This window comes from Arcticibacter eurypsychrophilus, from assembly GCF_001730525.1.
GTDB classification, from domain to species: Bacteria; Bacteroidota; Bacteroidia; order Sphingobacteriales; family Sphingobacteriaceae; genus Arcticibacter; species Arcticibacter eurypsychrophilus.
In genome coordinates this window covers 1-22,993 of the sequence record NZ_MDFN01000048.1, presented here as the reverse complement: position 1 = coordinate 22,993, position 22,993 = coordinate 1, and the positions used below count along the sequence as shown (strand labels likewise).

Annotated in this window: 17 protein-coding genes; 16 read left to right on the top strand and 1 reads right to left on the bottom strand. The window is 38.4% G+C overall.

Annotated elements, in window-relative coordinates; translation table 11 throughout:
• From BFL47_RS20100 to BFL47_RS18480, 8 genes are all read left to right on the top strand, one after another.
• Window positions 1-260: hypothetical protein (locus BFL47_RS20100; RefSeq protein WP_211480987.1), on the top strand; the 260-nt coding region annotated here is incomplete at its 5' end.
• Window positions 261-349: 89 nt separating this feature from the next.
• Window positions 350-1,045 (top strand): HAD family hydrolase, encoded by a 696-nt coding sequence (locus BFL47_RS18510; RefSeq protein WP_069661284.1) that lies wholly within the window; start codon window positions 350-352, stop codon window positions 1,043-1,045.
• A complete protein-coding gene (locus BFL47_RS18505; RefSeq protein WP_069661283.1) occupies window positions 1,042-1,878 on the top strand; it encodes a phosphoribosyltransferase family protein in 837 nt (278 codons plus the stop codon). Before BFL47_RS18510 ends, BFL47_RS18505 begins: the two co-directional genes overlap by 4 nt.
• A 1-nt stretch (window position 1,879) precedes the next feature.
• A complete protein-coding gene (locus BFL47_RS18500) occupies window positions 1,880-2,434 on the top strand; it encodes a TerD family protein (protein WP_069661282.1) in 555 nt (184 codons plus the stop codon).
• 4 nt (window positions 2,435-2,438) lie between these two features.
• Window positions 2,439-3,053 carry a TerD family protein gene (locus BFL47_RS18495; protein ID WP_069661281.1) on the top strand — a complete coding sequence of 205 codons (615 nt, stop codon included), beginning with the start codon at window positions 2,439-2,441 and terminating at the stop codon, window positions 3,051-3,053.
• A 28-nt stretch (window positions 3,054-3,081) separates the two neighbouring features.
• Window positions 3,082-4,179: a toxic anion resistance protein gene (locus BFL47_RS18490; RefSeq protein ID WP_069661280.1), complete on the top strand. Its 1,098-nt coding sequence runs from the start codon at window positions 3,082-3,084 to the stop codon at window positions 4,177-4,179.
• 9 nt (window positions 4,180-4,188) lie between these two features.
• Window positions 4,189-5,151, top strand: a complete 963-nt coding sequence (locus BFL47_RS18485) for a hypothetical protein (protein WP_069661279.1) — start codon at window positions 4,189-4,191, stop codon at window positions 5,149-5,151.
• A 57-nt stretch (window positions 5,152-5,208) separates the two neighbouring features.
• The gene (locus tag BFL47_RS18480) at window positions 5,209-6,198 is read left to right on the top strand and encodes a TerC/Alx family metal homeostasis membrane protein (protein WP_245681409.1); all 990 of its coding nucleotides are present in this window, start codon (window positions 5,209-5,211) and stop codon (window positions 6,196-6,198) included.
• Window positions 6,199-6,230: 32 nt separating this feature from the next.
• Here BFL47_RS18480 and BFL47_RS18475 read toward each other — a convergent pair whose 3' ends face one another.
• Complete coding sequence (locus BFL47_RS18475; protein WP_069661277.1) at window positions 6,231-6,539, bottom strand: hypothetical protein; 309 nt, start codon at window positions 6,537-6,539, stop codon at window positions 6,231-6,233.
• A 183-nt stretch (window positions 6,540-6,722) separates the two neighbouring features.
• Here BFL47_RS18475 and BFL47_RS18470 point away from each other — a divergent pair, with 183 nt between their 5' ends.
• From BFL47_RS18470 to BFL47_RS18445, 8 genes are all read left to right on the top strand, one after another.
• A complete protein-coding gene (locus BFL47_RS18470) occupies window positions 6,723-9,842 on the top strand; it encodes a glycoside hydrolase family 2 TIM barrel-domain containing protein (RefSeq protein ID WP_069661276.1) in 3,120 nt (1,039 codons plus the stop codon).
• A gap of 68 nt (window positions 9,843-9,910) precedes the next feature.
• Window positions 9,911-11,959: a DUF2264 domain-containing protein gene (locus BFL47_RS18465; RefSeq protein ID WP_083257281.1), complete on the top strand. Its 2,049-nt coding sequence runs from the start codon at window positions 9,911-9,913 to the stop codon at window positions 11,957-11,959.
• 127 nt (window positions 11,960-12,086) lie between these two features.
• Complete coding sequence (locus BFL47_RS18460) at window positions 12,087-12,944, top strand: glycoside hydrolase family 16 protein (RefSeq protein ID WP_069661275.1); 858 nt, start codon at window positions 12,087-12,089, stop codon at window positions 12,942-12,944.
• Between the two features lie 375 nt (window positions 12,945-13,319).
• Window positions 13,320-13,760 carry a carboxypeptidase-like regulatory domain-containing protein gene (locus BFL47_RS20095; RefSeq protein ID WP_211480986.1) on the top strand — a complete coding sequence of 147 codons (441 nt, stop codon included), beginning with the start codon at window positions 13,320-13,322 and terminating at the stop codon, window positions 13,758-13,760.
• Window positions 13,726-15,810, top strand: coding sequence for a SusC/RagA family TonB-linked outer membrane protein (locus BFL47_RS20090; protein ID WP_211480985.1), 2,085 nt, complete (start codon window positions 13,726-13,728; stop codon window positions 15,808-15,810). The genes BFL47_RS20095 and BFL47_RS20090 overlap by 35 nt, the downstream gene beginning before the upstream one ends.
• Before the next feature lie 129 nt (window positions 15,811-15,939).
• A complete protein-coding gene (locus tag BFL47_RS20085) occupies window positions 15,940-16,614 on the top strand; it encodes a hypothetical protein (protein WP_211480984.1) in 675 nt (224 codons plus the stop codon).
• An 11-nt stretch (window positions 16,615-16,625) separates the two neighbouring features.
• The gene (locus BFL47_RS18450) at window positions 16,626-18,617 is read left to right on the top strand and encodes a RagB/SusD family nutrient uptake outer membrane protein (protein ID WP_083257280.1); all 1,992 of its coding nucleotides are present in this window, start codon (window positions 16,626-16,628) and stop codon (window positions 18,615-18,617) included.
• A gap of 252 nt (window positions 18,618-18,869) precedes the next feature.
• Complete coding sequence (locus BFL47_RS18445; protein ID WP_170827357.1) at window positions 18,870-22,904, top strand: hybrid sensor histidine kinase/response regulator transcription factor; 4,035 nt, start codon at window positions 18,870-18,872, stop codon at window positions 22,902-22,904.
• The last annotated feature ends 89 nt before the right edge of the window (window positions 22,905-22,993 follow it).

The following is a 22,993-nucleotide window of genomic DNA, read 5'->3' as shown; positions in this document are numbered from 1 at the left end:
ATAAGTGTATAGCTATATTAGGACGAGACATAGCTATATTAGGACGAGACAGAATGCTGCGACACAGCTATACTGCTTCACCCTTCCTAGTTCGTTCCTTGTTGCTTGGTGGTCCGTTAAAACACCTGTTTTATCGAAGCAGGAAGGGAGGAGCAACTTGCAAACGTCGAACTAACGCCCATGTGGTGTACAACCTGTCATATCTATGGCTCGAAGCCGATTACCTTAATAGGTTAACCGTTTATATATCGTTTCCTTAATGCATTACCAGAAAATAATTTGTACTGTACTCCAAATGTTGTATCATTAACATTTATTTGGAAAACCAGTAGACATTATTTTAAAAAATATGCCTTTTTATAAACACTATTCTTTCGATCTCTGGCTAACGCTGATTAAGTCGAACCCTGCCTTTAAAATAGAAAGGACCCGGTACTTCCATGAGCACTTCAATGCGGTAAATAAATCGATCGACGAAATAGCTGCTATCTTCCGACAGGTAGACCTCATGGTGAACAGTATCAATGAAAAAACAGGCAAGAATATTGATGCGGAAGAGATGTATCTGATGGTAATCAGCCAAATCAATAATTTTTCAAATGAATTTACCGACATTGATATTGACGGGTTATATAATACCATGGAAGAATTGTTAGTAAACAATATGCCGGTATTATACTGTTCTGAATGTATTGACGTTCTGTATAGGTTGAGAGAATCAGGACAGAGTACGACAAGTTTATTGAGCAATACCGGATTTATAAAAGGAAAGACACTAAGAAAAATAATGACTCATTTGGAATTGGACCAATTGCTTGACTTTCAATTGTATTCAGATGAGGTGAGGATGTCAAAGCCAAACCCTCTATTCTTTCAGCTGATGCTGGATACCATAAATCGGAACCGTCATATGGATCTTGATTTAGGTGAGATCATACATATAGGAGACAACCCAATGGCAGATATAAAAGGAGCTGAAGCCATCGGAATAAAAAGCATGCTAATAAATTCGAATCACCTGACTATATCAGCCTTAACCCTATGATACCTTATACTTATTCCTTACACAAGATCGATAATACCAGTCACTTTGGCTTTCATGCTGATGATTATAGCCGTTTCAAATTCGGCGATGAGCAGGTTGCCAGTTCATTTGGTAAGGATTTGGCAGATGGTTTTATCAAAAATTTTCTTGAAGATAACGACCTCAATGAGCAGATAGTGGTACTATCTAGTCCGTATTGTTTTATTCCGACCGCTACTTTCGCTATGACGAACCATTTCGTGTACAGGCTCAATCATTGGCTTGCAGAGAACGGGAAACTGGTGGTTCAACAAGCTAAAGTGCATCGTACCATCACCTATAAGGAAGATTATGGAGAGTTGAGTGCAGAAGATCGCATGAAACTGATCGGTAATGACTCGTTTCATATTGATAAAGAATTCTTGAAGGGTAAAATATTATTTTTTCTGGATGATATCAAGATCACAGGAAGTCATGAACGAGTGATTTTGAAAATGGCGAAGGAGTATGGGCTGAAGAATGATATTTATATGTTGTATTTTGCGGAGTTAGTAAATCATACTATTCACCCAAGTTTCGAGAACCACCTGAACTATCACCGCATAAAGTCAATTTTTGACCTGGATGAGGTGATTAAGGGCGGTAACTTTAGTTTTAACACCCGCATTGTGAAATATATCCTAAATTGCGAGTTTACTAGCTTTAAGCTGTTTCTGGACCGGCAGACGGACGATTTTATACAACGTTTGTATAATTTATCCCTGGGAAATAGTTACCATACTATTGATAGTTACGCTTTAAACGTGAATTTTTTAAAAAACTATATTGTTAACAAAAATTATAAATTAATATAACATGGCCATTAACTTACAAAAGGGGCAGAGAGAAAATATCGATGCTCCAAAATTTTCAATCGGATTAGGTTGGGATACAAATAGTAGTTCTACAGGGACTGGTTTTGATTTAGACGCTTCAGTTTTTATGCTCGATGCGAATAAAAAGCTCATATCAGATGAGCATTTAATATTTTATAATAATTTGAAGTCTCCTGATGAGTCAGTAGAACATACTGGTGATAATTTAACCGGTGATGGGGATGGAGATGACGAACAAATTAAGGTAGATTTGACAAAGACGGATGCTAAGATAGCTGAAATCTGCATTGTGGTTACGATTCATGACGCTGAAAACAGAAGACAGAACTTCGGACAGGTAAGAAACTCATTTGTTCGTATTTTTGATTCCGTTACCAATGAGGTTATTCTTAAATACGAGCTTGAAGAAGATTTCTCTATTGAAACTGCAGTAGAATTCGGAAGAATATACAGGCGAGAAGGAAAATGGAAATTTGAAGCAGTAGGAATGGGAATGAAAGGTGGATTACAGGATTATTTAAATAAGTATCAATAAAATTATGGCAATTAATCTTCAAAAAGGACAACGTATCAACCTCGAAAAAAGCAATGGAAGTAAACTTCAAAGCGTTTGTGTTGGTATTAACTGGGGCGCAATAGAGAAAAAGGGAATGTTTGGCTTCGGTAAGAACAAAGAAGCTGTGGATTTGGATGCAAGTTGTGCACTTTATAGTGAAAATAAGCAATTAATAGAGGTCGTCTATTTTGGGAGCCTGGCTTCTAAAGATGGGTCTATTAAACATAGTGGCGACGATTTGACGGGTGATATGGGTGGTGATGACGGCTTGGATAATGAAGTGATCACACTTGACTTTTCCAGATTAAGTTCCAGTGTTACCTATGTTGCTTTTGTACTAAATAGTTTCAAAGGACAGGATTTCGGATCAATTCCTTTTGCTTCCATCAGGATCTATGAGGGAACACCTAAAATGGTCAATGAGGTATTTGCAAAATATGACATTGCCAACGGAGCAGATTTCGCCGGACATGTTTCTATGGTGCTGGGTGTATTCTATAAAAAGAATGGTGAATGGAAATTCAATGCGATTGGCGAACCAACTAAAGATAAAAAGCTGGAACAAACCGTAAAGACCGTAACAGAAAAGTATTTATAAGGTCTAAATACTGATATATAATTGAATTATGGAAACGAATCAAAACGACACTCAAAGCCTTACTCCGTTAAAGCTTGATAAAGAGGGAAATGTCAATTTAACTGTTATCACGCCAGAGGAAGAAAGTAAATATAAAGAGATCAATAAGTCGCTGGTGCCTTCTGATGTGAATTCTATTCTTAACTATGGAGTAGAAGCACAGAACTCGATGGAAAAATATAGTAATGATTTTCTATCATCTGTACGTACTCAGAATAATGGGGAAGTTGGGGGGCTGATCAATGATTTGCTTGCAGAGCTAAATTATATTGACGTGGATGAGCTGGAGCAAAGTGGTTTTAAATCATTTCTCTCCAAGATTCCCTTCCTGAAGAATCTGGTTGTGGATGCCAAAAAGCTTTTTCAGAAGTATGACCTGGTTGTCAATAACATTGATAAAATTGTTAATAAGGTAAAAGCCGGACGGTTAAACTCAATCAAGGACAATAGCTCTCTGCAAACCATGTTTGATAGTAATGTAGGCTATATCAAACAGATGGAAGATTTGATCGTTTCCGGACAGCTGAAGTACAACGAATTGAATTTGAAGCTGGCAGAAATGGAAGGAAGGCCTGCTGACTTTCAAGATTATGAAATCGCAGATTTAAGAGACTTTATCAGTAGGTTGGATAAAAGATTGGCTGACATGAAGATTGTTCGTTTCATCATGCTGCAATCCCTTGCACAGATCAGGATAGTTCAAAACAACAATACCTCTATTGCTGAAAAGGCACAGTCTATTGTATCCACTACGATTCCGGTTTGGAAAAATCAGCTGACCATTGCTGTTGCTTTGCAAAGACAGAAGGCAAATGTAGAGATGCAGAAAAAAATATCAGACACCACCAATACGATTTTGCAGAAGAATGCCGATATGCTGAAGCAAAACAGTATTGATGTAGCAAGGGAAAATGAAAAAACGGTCGTTTCTATCGAAACGCTGAAGTTAACCACTCAATCGCTGATTGAAACGTTAAGTGAGGTGAAGAAAATTCATGAAGAAGGCGAGAAAAGCAGAAGAACTCTTGATGGAGAATTGAAAACACTGGAAGCAGAGTTGAAGAAGAACGTCACCCACGTGAATTAAAAGTAACTAATGGATGAACGGCGTGTAAATATATTAAAGACTTCAAACGCAGAGATCAGCAGACTACAGCTGTTTTCTGCGTTTTTTGAAGATGAAACCCTCTACAAAATCTATTTACGCAGTCAGGTAATTCACCATCTTTTTGCAAATAATGAAGAGCTGGAAATTGATAAACTGGATCTGTTTCATGTTCAGTTTACAGCCAGTTTAATAGAACTCCTAAGAAAGATTAAAAAAAGTAATGAGAAGAATGTAAGTCTACTTTATGATGAAATTCATCTGAATAAGGAGCTGATGGAAAAACTAACTGGAACCGTCTTTACAGAGAAGAATTTCAACCTTAACAAACAGCAGCAGGCACTTAAAATCAATCAATCGTTAAGAAGATTATACCAGGTTTTATCTGATGAGACCAATGAATTTCCCTTTTCCAAAAATATCAGCACATTTAGTGCCAGGTATTCGAAAGACTTTTATTCCGATATTTCCACTGAACAATTAAGCGAGTTGATTGATTACAATCCCAAGGACTTGTATATTAATGAACATGCAAGTATTGAGCGGAAATTAATGGGTTTATTGTGCAAGCATGATTTTAGAACGGAGTTCTTTCATGGTTTAAAAGCAGGACAACTGGTGATCGAATTATATAGTTTCATTGATGTAGACCGGCATTTTCTCTTCTTTCCGAGTCGGGATCTTTTCCTGTTTTGTGATTTGGAGCAACTTTCTAGTTTTGACTGGTCAAATAACATGTCTGGAAAGTCAAAAATGATTCAAGAGCTTTCTTATGAAAATGATAAACTGGAGAGTGATGCAGCCGCTTTGAAAACTTATATACCGATACCGATCATCGATCTGCTCAAAGAGAATTACGCTAAAATATCGGATATTGACTTTTTAAATCATCTGAATAATTTCGACGTACAAGCCAATATTTTAAAAGCAATGCTAAAAACCGATCTTTTTTAGCATTTTTGCATACATTTAGAAGCAATATTAAAATTAATATCATTGATAATGAATAATATGATTAATCACCCAGGTATTATAGTTGGGTTTGTTATAGTAGTTTTGGTCATGTTACTCCTCGATCTGGGAATTTTTAATAAGAATGCCCATGTTGTCAGTAGCAAAGAAGCATTAATCTGGTCTATCGTTTGGATTTCATTATCCATGGGTTTCAGTGGGGTAATATATCATTTTGAAGGGTTTGAGAAGTTTACGCAATATCAATCTGCTTACTGGATTGAAAAAGCACTCTCTGTCGATAACTTGTTTGTATTTATCATGGTATTCGGGTTCTTTAATGTCCCGCGATACTTGCATCATAAAGTGCTTTTCTGGGGAATTTTAGGTGCATTGGTTTTTCGCGCTATCTTTATTTTTGCTGGTGTAGGTTTGATTAACCTGACCTACCTTCCTGAAATGACCTTGTTCGGTCATACCGTTAAATTAAATGTAGTCATGTTACTCTTTGGTATCTTCCTAATCTATGCCGGTATTAAATCAGGTACTGGAGGTGATGACGATGAGGAAGAAAAGGACTTTAGTAAAAGTGCAGGAGCCCGTTTGATCTATAAGTTTTTTAAGGTAAGTAAGGAGTTTGATGGTGCTAAATTTTTCACTATTGAGAATGGTATCAAGATAGCTACACCTTTACTAGTAGTAGTAGCTGTTATTGAGTTTACTGATATTTTGTTTGCTGTAGATTCAATACCTGCGATTTTTGCTATCGCTCCGGATGATCCGCTGATTTTATACACCTCAAATATATTTGCCATATTAGGATTGAGGGCACTTTACTTTCTATTGGCCAACTTTATCTATATGTTCAGCTTGCTGAAGTATGGCTTAGCAGTGATCCTTACTTTTATTGGTATAAAGATGGTTATTGCACCCATTTACCACATTTCGTCCCCTTTATCGCTGTCTATAGTAGCAGGGGTATTGATCATATCAGTTATCGCATCTTTGATGATCATTCCGAAGAAGGGACCAGAATCTGAAGAAAATTAATAGTTAAGTTTTTGTAAAAAGGATCTGCATGCTTAAAGGGATGCGGGTCTTTTTTTTGTCTGGCTACTATTCCCTAAATAATCCCAGGCCACTTCATTAAATTCCATTGCACAGAAGGCTGCAGGGGCATTATAGTACCCTATATTTTGAAAACTCGCTGCTGTAATTACAATAAGATAGTCTTTATCGTTTAACTTGTAATGCTGAGCGTTTTTTTTCGCTGCCTCTATACCATCTTTATTACGCGTGTTATTATGAAACAAAAGCTCCGGAATGTGATGTTGTTTCACATAATGAGAAACATAATCATTAGCATCTTTCTGAAGGGCCGTGTATTCCATAGTTAAATTAATTTCATATGGAAAGATACTATGCTTTGGTTAAGGTAGGTGCTATTTGTATCAATATGGCTATGAATGAAATCTTCCCCCTTTTATTATCAATTTGCCCCTTTATTTACACCTAATAATAAAGGTTATTTGTATAACTGATTGTTGCAGATACTTAAATTGTAAAATTTTCATATGAAAAGGACCTTACTGTATTTTCTCGGACTATTGTTTCTCGGACAGACTACTAATTCCATTGCCCAGAATAATGAATGGGAGAATCCCCAAATTCTTGATTTTCACAAAGAACAGCCACATGCTACTTTTATGCTTTTTGATAATGTGAAGCAAGTGATTGCAGATGATTATAGCCAATCAAGCTATTATCAATCACTGAACGGCAATTGGAAGTTCAGTTTTGTGGATAAATATGCAGACCGTTTAAAAGATTTTTATAAAACAGATCTCCCCGACAACGATTGGAAAGAGATTCCGGTTCCATCCAACTGGGAGCTTGAAGGGTATGGTACACCTATATATACCAATATCACCTATCCATACCCCAAAAATCCTCCTTTTATTGGTGAGAATAATCCGGTAGGAACCTACAGGATGAAATTTACTGTACCTGCAGGATGGGATGGGCGAGAAGTGCTATTACATTTTGGTTCAATTACCGGTTATGCACAGGTATATATAAACGGAAAGAAGGTTGGAATGACCAAGGCATCTAAATCTCCCGCCGAATTTAATATTACCGATAATCTAAAATCAGGAGAGAATCTATTAGCGGTTCAAGTTTTTCGCTGGCATGATGGCAGCTATCTGGAAGACCAGGATTTCTGGCGTTTAACAGGGATTGAGCGTGATGTTTTCCTTTATTCTTTACCTAAAACAACGGTGTGGGATTTCTTTGTGAAGGCCGGTCTTGATACTAAATACACTAATGGTGAATTCAAGGCTACCATAAACTTAAGAAAGTTTGCCACAAGCACGATAAAAAAGGCTAACGTAAAGATCCAGGTACTCGATGCCGAAGGAAAAACGGTATTGCAGCAACAGAAAAGCGTGGATCTGAATACAGATATGAGCACTGTCAATTTTGAAAGTGCAGTACCCAAGGTTAATAAATGGAGTGCTGAAACACCTTATTTATATGATTTTATAATAGCTGTTCAAGATCAGGACGGCAAATCATTAGGCATTACCGGTTCTAAAATTGGATTTAGAAAAGTAGAGATTAAAAATGCGCAGTTGTTGGTGAATGGCGTTCCCATATTAATAAAGGGAACTAACCGGCATGAGCATGATGCCGTTAAAGGACATGTTCCGGTCAAAGAATCGTTAATGAAGGATCTTCAGTTGATGAAGCAGTTTAATATTAATGCAATCCGTACCAGCCATTATCCTAACGACCCTATTTTGTATAAACTAGCAGATCGATATGGATTTTACGTGGTAGATGAGGCTAATATAGAAACCCATGGTATGGGTGCAGAACTTCAGGGGAGATTTGATCGATCTAAACATCCAGCTTATTTACCAGAATGGGCACCTGCGCATTTAGATCGAATTTATCGCTTATTAGAAAGAGATAAAAATCATACTTCAGTAATCATGTGGTCTATGGGTAATGAATGTGGTAATGGCCCTGTATTTCATGATGCCTATAAATGGATAAAAAACAGGGATGAGACTCGTTTTGTAATGTTTGAACAGGCCGGTGAAGATGTTAATACTGATATTGTTGGCCCCATGTATCCTGGTATGGAATCCATGAAAAGATATGCAGATTCAGATAAGAAACGTCCCTATATAATGTGCGAATACTCGCATGCAATGGGTAACAGTAACGGTAATTTTCAGGAGTATTGGGATGTTATAGCAAGCAGCAAACATATGCAGGGTGGTTTTATCTGGGATTGGGTAGATCAGGGTCTAAAAACAAAAGCAGCTGATGGTCGCACATTTTATGCTTACGGTGGCGACTTGGGCGGTTATGAGCTTCAGAATGATGAGAATTTTTGTTCCAATGGTCTGATAGGGGCAGATCAGGTTCCGCATCCCGGATTATATGAAGTTAAAAAGGTCTATCAATATATTCACTTTAAAGAAAAGAACTTAGCGAAGGGACTAATTAACATAGAGAATCTATATGATTTCACAAACCTGAACGAGTATAATTTTAAATGGGAACTATTAAGCAATGGAAAGAAGGTCAAGACCGGTGATTTTAAAATTGATCTGGCACCACACCAAACTAAGGAGGTTTCCCTACCAATTCCAATGTTCAAATCCGTACCAGGAACTGAGTATTTCCTGAATGTGTATGCCTACACTAAAAAGGCTACGGACATGATTCCCGCCAATTTTGAAATCGCAAGGGAACAGTTTAAAAAAGGAGGAGATTTTTTTACTGTAAAAGAGGCGCCAAAGCAAAAGTTAGTGGTTAAAAAGGATGGGAAAATAGTACAATTCGAAGCTGAAGCTATCAGTGGTACGTTTGATTTGCAGGCAGGACGCATCACCAAATATCAGCGCAAAAATGGGATGAGCATCACCAACTTTCCTGAGCCCTATTTCTGGAGAGCACCGACTGATAATGATTTCGGGAACCAAATGCCTAGTCGCTTAGGCGTCTGGCGTACAGCGCACTCCGAATTAAAAGTGAAGCAGGTAACTGTAGGAGATCAGACCGCAGATGGCCTTCCAATCAAGGTAGATTTCGAACTGACCAATATCAATGTCCCATATACTGTCGCTTATCTGATCCAAAATGACGGGTCAATTAAACTGGATATATCCATAGATATGACGGGACGAGATTTACCGGAAATGCCACGCTTTGGAATGCGCATGTATTTAGCTTCTGAGTATAGTAACCTGAGTTACTATGGAAGAGGTCCCTGGGAGAATTATAGTGACCGGAATACCTCTTCATTTGTCGGTCTATATCAGGATGAAGTAAAAAATCAGTTTACCTGGAATTACATCCGTCCACAGGAATCAGGGTATAAAACTGATATGAGGTGGATGAAACTGACTAACAAACAAGGGCAGGGACTTGAAGTATCAGGTATACAACCCTTATCCTTTAGTGCACTCAACGTAAGGACCGAGGATCTGGATCCAGGAACAACCAAAAAGCAGCAACATCCTACTGACATTAAGACTACCAGAAATGTGATCCTTCATATTGATTTAAAACAACGCGGTGTTGGAGGAGATAACAGTTGGGGTGCCTATCCACATAAAGCTTATTTGCTCTTAGATAAAAAATATGCCTATAGCTATATATTGAGATTAGTAGAGTAAAGCCTAATCTATTTGCTTCCAACAGAAAAAACTTCATCAGGATCTATTTTAATTTAGCCGAAATACATATGAACTCCTTTTTTAAGTCAGGTTTATTAACGTCTGCAATATTTTTATGCTTTACTCTGCAAGCTCAAGTTAAGCCGGGAGACAGTATACTAACATCGGAAAAAAAGTCAACGGCTAAAACTGTTTTTCAGGTTAATCAACCTGATTTTAAATTAAGTCCTGAGACAGGGATGACCAGAAAGCACTGGGAGGATGCAGCTTTATATTTACTTAACGGGGCATTCTGTTATGTGCACAAGCTGGAGGATCCGATGAAGTTTCCTAAACAGCCGGGAAAGAGTTATCCGCAAGACGAGAAACCTAATGTAACAGAGAAGCTGGAAGGCCTTTGCCGCACTTTATTTATAGCTGCCCCTTTGCTGAAGGAGAATCCTTCCCTTGTCGTTAATCATATTCGTGTAGGCGACTATTATCGTTTCCAATTAGCCAAATTGGTAGATTCCACCAGTGCCACCTATATTCATCCAAGGGCAAAAAATGGAGGGCCAAGCCAAACTTTGGTGGAGTTAGGGGGACTTTCTGTATCCCTTTTTGCCGCCCCGGAAATACTTTGGGATCCTCTTCCAAAAAAACTTAAAGACTCATTGGCAGCAACTATGCTGAGTTATGGAGAAGGGCCAACTATTGACATGAACTGGCGCTTCTTCAACATTTTCGTGATGAGTTTTTTTAAAAGTAAGGGATATTTAATCAATGAGAAACTACTTGAGGAACTGGTGGAGAAATCACTGAACCAGTATACAGGCAATGGCTGGTATAATGATAGTCCCTATTACGATTATTACAGTATGTGGGCCTTTCAGATGTATGGAACATTATGGACGGAGTTCTTTGGTAAAAAGTATTACCCTACCTATGCCGCTCAATTCCGCAGTCATTTCAACGATTTAAAAGACAACTATCCGTATATGTTTGGCCGTAATGGCGAAATGATTATGTGGGGGCGCAGTATCACTTACCGTATGGCAGCAGCAGTGCCTTTTCCTTTAATGGGGTTCACCGAAGATCCTAAACTGAACTACGGATGGATGCGTCGAATTGCATCAGGAAGCCTTCTTCAGTTTCTGGAACACCCGGATTTAATGAAAGACAGTGTCCCTACACTTGGATTTTATGGCGCATTTGAACCAGCGGTTCAACCATACAGCTGCAGGGGAAGTGTATTTTGGATGGGTAAGTTTTTCCTTGGCTTGTTAGCACCTGCAAATAGTTCCTTTTGGACAGCTAAAGAAAATGAAGGTCCATGGGAGACGGAATTTAAACAAGGTGAAGTCTATGATAAATTTGCTAAAGGCTCCAATATTCTGATCACCAATTATCCAGGGATAGGCGCTTCAGAAATCAGGGCATGGTGTAATAGCAAAGATGTAGGTTATTATCAGGGAACCGAAAACTATAATCGGCTTTCCTATAACAGTGCTTTTCCATGGCAGGCTGACGGCAAGAAAGGGGAAGTAGCTATGAACTACCTTTTTAAAAACAAAGAAGCAGGTTGGGAAGCTCTTCGTCTGTTTACTTTCAAAAAGTACGAAGATGGAATCTATTATCGTGATGCCGTACTGGCCTCTAATGAACAGGTACATCTCAACCTTGCAGAAATTACACTTCCTAATGGGATTTTGAGAATAGACAGGAATACGAGTACAACAGACACAGAAGTGCGTTTGGGTCATTACGCCTTGCCTCAAATACGCGGTGTCATCAAAAAACGGTTGTTGAAAATTAAAGGGAAAAAGGTACAAATTATAGATAATGGCGTTTACCAACTGGCCGTGGTACCCTTTTCTGGCTGGGATAGTATGGAGACGCTGGATACCAAAGGGTTGAACCCTGTTAATGACCAGAGTGCTCTTATAAATGTAGCAGATTGTTTTAAAGCTACTGATAAACGTAATGTGATTTATGCAACCCTTATGCTTTGGAAGAAAGCAGGGGAGACCTGGACTGATGAGGAGCTAGTCCCCGTAAAAAAGCTTAAATACGCTGCAGAAAGTAATGAGGTAAGTATTTCCTTTGTTAACGGAGATGCAAAAATTGTGAAGTTCTAATGCTTTCCTAGATTATTGTTAAATAGTGATTCACATAACCCTTATTCCTTGGAAGAGAGGAGGGGAGTCTAGTACTGATGATAAGACATAAATAGAGTCTTGTTTGAGCAAAAAATATAATGCAATTATGATACAAGGAAGAAATGTAGCTCTGATTATCCTGTTTACTCTGTTTTTGTTTCAGGTTAAGGCGCAAGACCCAATTAAAAACAGTAACAATGAGTCAAGTATAAAAGGTTATAAGCTGATGTGGGCTGATGAGTTTAACAAAGACGGAGCACCCAATCCTAAAAATTGGAAATTTGAACAAGGGTTTCAACGAAATAATGAACTCCAATGGTATCAGTTTCAAAATGCATGGTGCGAAAGGGGGGTATTGGTAATCGAAGCACGAAAAGAAAGTAAACCAAATCCCACATATAGCGCCACGAGTACAAATTGGAATACCAAACGACCTAATATAGAATACACATCGTCCAGTCTGAATACAAATGGTCTTCATGCTTGGAGATATGGAAAATTTATCATTCGTGGGAAAATTCATATAGGACCGGGTTTATGGCCTGCGATCTGGACTTTAGGTAAAAAGGGGGAATGGCCTTCCAACGGGGAAATAGATATTATGGAATACTACAAAGGCGATATTCTGGCTAATGTGGCAACTGGTACTACCACCCGGTTCAAGGCGAAATGGTTCAGCACAAAGAAACCAGTAACCGATTTTAATGATCTTAATTGGGCTGATAAATTTCATATCTGGCGCATGGATTGGGACGAAGTTGCTATCAGCTTATATGTGGATGATAAATTGCTAAATAGGGTTGAACTAAAGGACTTAGTCATTGGCAATGGTACTAATCCTTTCAATGATCCGCATTACATGTTACTTAATCTAGCTATCGGTGGAGACAATGGAGGAGATCCTTCAATTACTAAATTCCCAAAACGGTTTGAAGTTGATTATGTAAGGGTTTATCAGAAATAGATTTTGAAACACTTAGTTATAAGAGATAAGGTTTAATAAGGACCATACTCAATTCTTACCTGTAAGGCTTTCCCTGTTTTTAATTCAATACTATATGTTGATGTAAAATTAGGCCTATTAAATTATGAAATACTTATTCCCCCCCCCTATTTAGGCTAAATATACCCTTAGATTCTAAATTAATCCTATCGACATTTGATAAATAACCAGCATGAGAAATCATGATTTTTCAAACCTTAAACCAATTAAATTAATGAATTGAAAGTATAATGAACTACTGAAAGAAAATCATGACAGAAAGGTAAATGGCTATCAAAAGCTTGTATCCCAATCTCTCAGATTAAATGTTAAACCAATTTTAAAAAATGAAATTTTATGAAAGGAATTTTACAACAATTACTCAGGAATAGCAGAGTAGGCTTAATGCTAATGCTATTGCTTTTTGTGTCGAAAAGCGGTTACTCACAACAAATAAATGTACGAGGAGTTATAAGAGATGCTTCAGGAACCCTGCCTGGAATAAGCGTTAAAGTAGAAGGTACAACTTCTGGGGTCACTAGTAATGGATCCGGTTCATTTAACATCAGTGTGAACCCGAATGCTGTCTTATTGTTTTCATCCATAGGTTATGCTATGCAGAAGGTGGATCTAAGTAAGCAAGTAAAATCCGCTTCTGGTGATTACGTTTTAAGCATTACGTTGAAAGCAGATGATACTGCTCTTGATGAGGTCATTGTAGTCGGTTTTGGAACACAAAAGAAGGTCAACCTGACAGGTGCGGTTGGTACAGTCGATTCAAAAGCACTTCAAGATTAAAATAATTGCAAGGTTTCCAAACTTCAACACCGGTGCGGTTGGTACAGTCGATTCAAAAGCACTTCAAGATCGTCCAGTTCAAAATGCGGTGCAAGCATTACAGGGTTTAGTACCGGGATTAAATATTAGTTCCAGTGGTAACGGAGGTGAACTTAATTCAGGAAAATCAATAAATGTGCGTGGAACAGGAACCATCGGTGCAGGTTCTAAAGGTGATCCACTTGTCTTAATTGATGGAATGGAAGGAGATTTAAGCGCATTGAATCCGCAAGATATTGATAACATCTCAATACTGAAAGATGCTGCATCCTCATCTATCTATGGATCAAGGGCTCCCTTTGGAGTAATTTTAGTAACGACTAAGAAAGGAAAATCTGGAGTTACTAAGATAAATTACAATACAAGTTTTCGTAAAAGCTCTCCTGTATTACTTCCTGATATGATGGATTCATATTCATTTGTTAACTATTACAACGATGCCTCCAAAAATGGCGGAGGTGGTGCTGTATTTGATGATCACGTGGTTGAAAGAGTACTTAAATATCAAAATGGGGAAATACCTGCAACAGATGTAGTAGAACTTGGAAGCGGAGGAAAGTGGAATTATGATTTTACAAATGGAAATGTGGATTGGTACGATGAATATTATGGTAATAAACCGCTTTCACAAGAACATGCCCTTAGTATAACCGGAGGAACTGAGAAATGGCAATATTATGTATCAGCTAACTATCTTGATCAAAATGGTCTGATGCGTTACGGTACAGATGGTTTTAATCGGTATACGTTGACTGGTAAAGTGTCTGGAGAACTATCCAAGTACGTAAGATTAGATTACAGTACCCGTTTTATAAGACAGGATTACTCTCGTGCCACTTATATGAATGATGGATTCTATGATAATGTGGCACGCCGTGCTCGTCCAATCCGACCTGTATATGATCCTAATGGGTTTCTTATGTCAGATGTGAATTATATTGATGCGTTGGATAACGGTGGTAGGCGAGAGGAGCAGCAAGATTGGCTTTATCAGCAGGTGAGAACTACCATTACTCCAGCTAAAAACTGGAATATAATAGGAGAATTGAACTACAGAATCAACCCGTATTTTATTCATGAGTATGGATTTAAATCTCTCGCTTATTTGGCAGATGGAATAGGTACATATACTGCAACCACAAGTATTGGAAATGAGTATGTTTATGAAAAGGCATACCGCTCTAATTTCTTTAATCCCAATATTTATACCAATTATTCTAAAAGCATAGATGTACATAACTTCAAAGTGTTATTAGGTTATCAGGCCGAATTAAATAAATACAATGATTTAGAGGCATCTCGTAATGATTTAATATCACATGAGGTTCCTGTAATAAGCAAAACAACCAGTGCCTCGCCAACTATTGGAGGCTCTTACCAAAATTGGTCCACTGCAGGTTTCTTTGGGCGTTTAAACTACGATTACGATGGGCGTTATTTGTTAGAAGCTAACCTGCGATATGATGGTACCTCACGCTACCGTGCAGATCAGCGGTGGAATTGGTTTCCCTCATTTTCTGCCGGATGGAATGTGGCACGTGAATCATTTTGGGAACCACTTGCAAGTACAGTCAGTACCTTCAAATTTAGAGGATCTTATGGTGAACTTGGTAATCAGAACACCGATAGCTGGTACCCAACTTATCAAACAATTGGAACAGGAACTGCTAATGGAAACTGGATTGTAAATGGAGTTAAGCCAAATACAGCCAATGCACCAGGCCTGATCAGTTCTTCCCTTACCTGGGAAACGATTAGATCATGGAATGACGGATTAGATATTGGCGCTTTCAACGACCGGTTAACAGCTACATTGGATGTGTATCGCCGCTATACAGAGAACATGATGGGACCGGCTCCTTCATTGCCGGCGACATTAGGTACAGCGGTTCCTAAAACTAACAATACCGATTTAAGAACCGATGGCTGGGAATTATCTATTGGTTGGAGAGATGTAGTGAAAGATTTTTCTTACGGATTACGTTTGAATGTAGCTGATTCTAGAACATAGATTACCAGATATCCAAATGAAACAAATGCCATTCCGGGTACTAATAATTATGATTCCTATCTCGCTAATTTTTACACGAATAAAATTTGGGGATTTTCCTCAATAGGTATCGCTAAAAGTCAGGAAGAGATGGATGCACATTTGGCTACTTTAGTTAATGGTGGACAAAATGCCGTAGGAAGCAGATGGGGTGCAGGCGATATTATGTACGCCGATATAAATGGCGATGGGAAGATAAGTGAGGGATCACGCACAACATCAAATCCTGGAGATCTTCAAATCATTGGTAACTCAGCCCCCCGTTACACGTTCGGTGTAGATCTTGATGCTTCATGGAAAGGGTTTGACTTCCGGATGTTCTGGCAGGGTGTTGCTAAAAGGGATTACTTTCCCACAGGCCTTACCTTTTGGGGAGCAACTGGTGCTGGACAATTCTGGTCTACTGCGTTCACTGAACATTTAGATTACTTCCGTGAAGAGGGAAATGCATTGGGTGCAAATCTTGATTCTTACTACCCTCGTCCTCTTTTTGGCGATAAAAATCAGCGGGCACAAACGAAATACCTTCAGAATGCCGCTTATGCAAGGTTGAAGAATTTGCAGTTAGGATATACCCTCCCTGATAAATTCACCAAAGCTTTGAGAATAAGTAAATTAAGATTTTTTGTTTCTGGAGAGAACTTAGTAACTATTACAAAATTAGCTAAGTCCCTTGACCCTGAATCAGTAGGCATAGGTCGTCAGGGTGGAACTGTTTATCCATTAATGAAAGTAATTTCAGGTGGTTTGAGTTTGAACTTCTAATAATTGGTATTATGAAAAAATTAGTAAATAACCTATTGAAAGGCGGCTGTTTTTGCCTGTTCTTTACTCTATTTATATCTTGTAATGAATATCTGGAGAAACCTCCACTTTCAGAGATAGCACCTGAAAACTATTTAAATGATGAAAGTCATCTATCTGCATATGCTATTGCGCGCTATAATTTTAGGACTCAGGCTTTACAGGCTGACAATACCGGTCCTTATACTGATGATACGAATACCGATAATCAGGCAAGCCGCAGCTATAACAATCGGTTTGTACCCGGACAATGGCGTGTAGGTGCATCTGGTGGCGATTGGGGCTTTGGTAATATTTATCCCTTAAACTACTTTATACAAACCGTAATGCCTCGTTATGGACAAGGAAAGATTACAGGTAGCGCAACTAATATTAAACACAATATTGGAGAAGTTTATTTTTTAAGGGCATTTGAGTATTTTGAAAAACTAAAAATTCTGGGTGATTTTCCTATCATAAGAACAACACTTCCCGACGAAAAAATGGCATTGGTTGAAGCAAGTAAAAGAATGCCGCGGACAGAAGTTGCCCGTTTCATTCTTTCTGATCTTGACTCAGCAATTCTTTTTCTAAACAACAGTCCGGTAGGAGGGAAAAATAGAATTACTCAGGCAGCAGCGTATCTTTTTAAGTCAAGAGTAGCCTTATTTGAAGGTACCTGGTTGAAGTATCATAAAGGAACTGCATTGGTGCCCAATGGTCCCGGTTGGCCAGGAGCAGAGAAGGACTATAATAAGGGCTATCAATTCAAATCAGGAAGCATTGATGGCGAAATAGACTTTTTCCTTTCTCAATCTATGGCTGCTGCAAAAGTAGTTGCTGACGCATACCCTCTTGCAGTAAATACGAAAGTTATCCGGGCTACGCTGTCGGACAATAATCCATACTTTGACATGTTTGCTTTAACCGATTTAAGCACCTATGGTGAGATACTATTATGGAGATCCTATTCAACAGCATTGGGACTGGCTCATTCTGCCAACCATTATCTTCAATTCAATGGCGGCTCAAACGGTTACACCCGCGGTTATGTCGATAATTTTCTCATGTTAAATGGTCTTCCTATTTATGCTGCAGGATCAGGTTATGCTGGTGATGATTCCGTGCAATTGGTTAAAAAGAACAGGGATTGGCGTTTACAGTTATTTATGAAAGCTCCAGGCGAAGTGAAAGCGCTTACAAATGTAGCCACTACTCAGTATGAAGGCTATCCCAATGTATGGACTGCCTCCGATGGTAAAAATAACTATGCAACCGGATATCCGATAAAGAAAGGGTTATCTTATGACTACACACAGCAACAATTAAGTCAGACTGTAGTTGGAAGTGTAGTATTCAGAGCAGCAGAAGCTTATTTGAATTATCTGGAAGCTAATTACGAGAAGGATGGAGCTTTAGACGGATTATCCGTCAGTTATTGGCGTAAACTTAGAGATAGAGCTGGTGTAAATGCAGATTATAACATCACTATTGCAGCCACTCAAATGTCAGAAGAAGCTAAAAATGATTGGGGCGCATATTCTAAAGGAGTACTTATAAATCCAACGCTATACAATATCAGACGTGAGCGTCGGGGTGAATTTATAGCAGATGGGATGCGTTGGAATGATTTGATTCGTTGGAGAGCTTTAGATCAGCTGGCTACAAATCCTTATCAAATTGAAGGGTTTAAACTTTGGGGACCTATGGAAAAATGGTATAATAAACCAACTGGTGAATCAAACTTAACTGCAACCAATGTTTCCAGTAAGACTTTGAGTGTGTATTTAAGGGTAAATCAGATAAATACTACTGGTAATCTGGTGTATGGAGGGTATAAATGGACTGAAGCACATTATTTGAGTCCAATTGCTATTCAGCATTTTTTGCTTAGTACAACTGATGGGGCAACTATCAGCACTTCTCCGATTTATCAAAACCCCGGATGGCCAACAGTAGCAGATCAGGCACCAACAAGTAAGTAATACAATAGCACAGATACTACCAGTTGCAACCCTGCAGCTGGTGGCGTTTTTTTGAATCTGTTTTTCAATAAATAGATAATAACCGCTATGTTATAAATTTCCGATACAAGTCAAGTTGATCAAATCCCCAACAATCGCATTATAGCAGGCTTTAGTGTTATTAATTAGCTATATTCGTGTTGGTCAATCCCCTAATTATTCATTTCTTTAATGTGCCATTTTATTTGCTTTATACTTCTCTGCTCTTCATTTTTGGCTAGCGCAAATGATGATATTCCCTTAAGTTATCTGGGTATTGAACAAGGACTATCAAATAATGCGGTAACAAGTATATTTCAGGATAAATATGGCTTTATGTGGTTCGGTACCTATGAAGGCCTAAATCGATATGATGGCTACAGTTTTACCACCTTTAGGAACAGGCCAAGAGATACTGCATCCCTTATTAATAACTGGATAGTAGATATAGTTCAGGATAAGCAGGGGGATATCTGGGTCGGTACTAAACAAGGTATTTCAGTATACAACAATAAGACCGGCCGCTTTTCAGCGATTTATTACATGTCGCAAAACTCTAAAAAAGTTGGAAAATACACCTATCCGGTCAATGATATAGAATCCAATATTGGTAATGGCAAAGTGGTTTATATGGCTTCTGCCGGAAGAGGTCTATTGGCTAAGGACGTCATGTCGAACCATGCCATTCAGTTACCTTTTAAAAATGCGCAAGGCATTCGGTCTTATAATTATCATGTTCAATCCATCACAGTCGACAAACAAAACCGGATGTGGTTGTTTATTCAAGGCTCAGGTTTATGCCAATACGACTATAAAAGTAAAATGGTACGCCTTGTAAATGATCATCTGAAATACTCTGGTGCCATTAAAGCTGATCTTTCAGGCAATATTTGGATCGCTGACGAACAGGGCGCCCATCTTTATAACCTGACAAAGAAAACGTTTACCGACCTGAATGAGGTAAACGGAAAAATAAATAATAATACAATTCTAAGCTTATCCCTTACTTCTAATGGCGAAATGTGGTTAGGTACGGATGGTGGCGGCATCAATATTTTTAATACAACCACCTTTAAAAGAAGGCTTCTAGTGCCTGAAAAACATAAATCTTCACTCACCAGTTCAGCTGTTGATGCTGTTTATCAGGATCGGGAAGGAAGAGTATGGATTGGAACGCTTCGTGGCGGAATTAATATCCTTGATCAAAACAAGAATCGTTTCCGCACAATCAGCTACGACCCTATGCGTGCAAACAGCCTTTCCAGCAATTTTATTATCTCCTTTTGTGAAGACAAAAATAAAAATGTATGGATAGGAACTGATGGGCAGGGCTTATGCTTTTGGGATCGGACTAAAAACACATTTACCAGTTATACTCATAACAGTAGTAAAAACTCCTTAAGCAATAATAATGTGGCTGATATTCAGCGTGATTATCTGGGGAAAATATGGATTGCTACTTATGGCGGTTCGATCAGCCAGTATAATCCTGAAACGAATTCCTTTATCACTTATCCTTGCCGAAATACCGAAACCAATAATCTGGACCGTAGTGCATGGACGCTCTTTGAAGACCGCAACAAAGATCTATGGGCTGGTACTTGTAAGGATGGTAGCTTATACCGTTTGAACAGATCAGCTAACCGCTTTGAACTCTTTGATACCAATCTTAAAAATGTAATTTCACTCTATGAGGATAAAAGCGGTGTCTTGTGGGCCGGTACTTTTAGTGGCCTGTACAAGATTGATAAAAAAGCAAAGAAACATACCTTCTATAGGTTAGACCATGCCGTCAGGACGATCATTGAAGACAGGAAAGCCAATCTCTGGGTAGGTACAGAAGGCATGGGACTTCTGAATTTTAATCGAAATACGGGTAAAACTGTCAGTTACACTGAAAATGAAGGATTACCTAACAACTCCATTTTAAATCTTTTGGAAGATGAAGAAGGCTATTTATGGTTGAGCACATTTAATGGTTTGTCCAAATTCAACCCTGTTAGCAGGAAATTTAAGAATTTTTTTGAATCTGATGGATTGCAGAGTAACCAGTTTAATTACAATGCGGCATTGAAGTTAAGCTCTGGCGAATTCCTTTTTGGGGGAATTAAAGGATTCAATATTTTTTTTCCTAAAAACATTAAACCTTATACGGCTTTATCCCAGGTTTTGATCACTGGCATTCGGATTAATAATGTTCCGTTTGAAGATTCAGATCATCCCAAGGAAAATATCTACACCGTCAAAGAAATCACTTTGCCCTATGATCAAGCGGTACTAGCAGTAAATTTTGCTGTATTGGAGTATTCATCCCCCGATAAAATATCCTATGCCTATTACATGGAAGGTTGGGATAAAGGTTGGAATTACGTCAGCAAAACACGAACTGCTAATTATTCACGCTTGAACGAGGGGCATTATAAGTTGCGCATTAAAGCTTTAGATGCCGAAGGCTTGCCTGATGGTCTGGAAAGGGTGATCTTTATAACCGTATTACCCCCCTGGTATCGGAGCTGGTGGGCTTATTTTATCTATGTCAGTGGTTTTGTAGGTCTGATATATACGTACCTGCACTATAAATCCAGGCAGTCGCGACTTAAATATGAAATTGAGATTGCCCACTTAAAAGGAGAGCAGGAAAAAGAGATGAATGAAAAGAAGCTATCCTTCTTTACCTACATTTCCCATGAATTTCGGGCACCTCTTACTTTGATCATAAACCCGATTAAAGACTTGATCTCTACAAAAAATAAAGTGATAGATAGCAAGGAACTGATTGTGGTATATCGAAATGCGCAACGCCTTTTAAGTCTCGTAGACCAATTGCTTCTGTTCCGCAAGGCGGATAGGGAAGAAGATCGTATGAAAGTGGTAAAGCTGAACTTTATCGAATTTTGCAAAGAAGTGTTTCTTTGTTTTAGTCAGCAGGCTAAAGCAAAGACGATCAACTATGAATTTAATTGTTCGGTTGAGCAGTTGGAGATCTATGCAGATCGGGAGAAAATGGAAATAGCTCTTTTTAACCTGCTTTCTAATGCCTTTAAATTTACTCCTAAAGGCGGTGAAATCTCCTTTAATATCGTGGAGTATGCCGACGATATAGAGGTTCATGTGAAAGATAATGGGATTGGTATTGCCGAAGGTCTTGAATCACAGATTTATACCGAATTTTACCAGGCTACAGGCCATCGTACCTCTAACGGATTTGGCATAGGTCTTTATCTGGTAAAAAAGTTTATAACCGCCCATTGTGGTGAACTGAATTATAAGAGTATAAATGGGAAGGGTACCGATTTTTGCGTTAAACTAAAAAAAGGCAAACTGCACTTTGGTAACCTTACTATTATGGAAGAGACAGAGCCAAAATCTGCATTCCTGGAAGAGTTAATTGAAGACACTACGTTTGATAATAGCGCTGCTGCCGATGATAACCCTTCTGAACCTATAATTTCGGAAAAGACTTCCATCTTGATTGTAGATGATAATTCAGAAATCAGGGATTATGTAAAGAAACTCCTTGCGGCAAACTATATCGTTTATGAGGCGTCCGATGGTATCACCGGGTTAAGCCTTGCTGAAAAATATATTCCTGATCTCGTGATTAGCGATGTCATCATGCCACGCATGAACGGGGTGGAACTGTGTCAAAAATTAAAAGAAAGTGCAACCTTAAATCATGTTCCCGTTATCCTGCTTACCTCGAGTTCTTCAGCTGATGTTAAGTTGAAAGGTATTGAAGGAGGGGCTGATGATTACATTACCAAGCCATTTGATAATGATTTATTCATGGCGAGGGTCGCAAATATTCTTAAAAGTCGCACCACGCTGCAAAAGTATTTTTTTAATGCAATTACCCATAAATCAGAGGATTTAAACATATCAGCCGAGTACAAGGACTTTCTTGAAAAGTGCATTGAAATCACTGAGGCCTCTATTGATGACCCAGATTTTACCATCAAAACAATTGCCGATAAACTAGGCATGAGCCACTCTACATTGTATAAAAAAGTAAAATCGATGTCCGGTAGGTCTGTTAACGAATTCATCAGGTTCATCCGGTTGCGGAAAGCGGCAGAACTTTTTGTCACAACCGATTTTAACGTAGGTGAAATTGCTTTCAGAACCGGCTTTAATGATGTTAAATATTTCAGGGAGCAGTTTAATAAACTATTCAATATGAACCCTTCGGAATACATCCGCAAATACAGAAAAAATTTCAATAACAACTACAAGATGAATAGTAGGGTCGTCAAATTTAAATCTGAATAAACTTGACGTATAATTGAACTTCTATATTCTGATACTCTCAACAATCCTTGTTTGGTAATCATTGTTGTCCGATAAAAGTAAACGGGCTA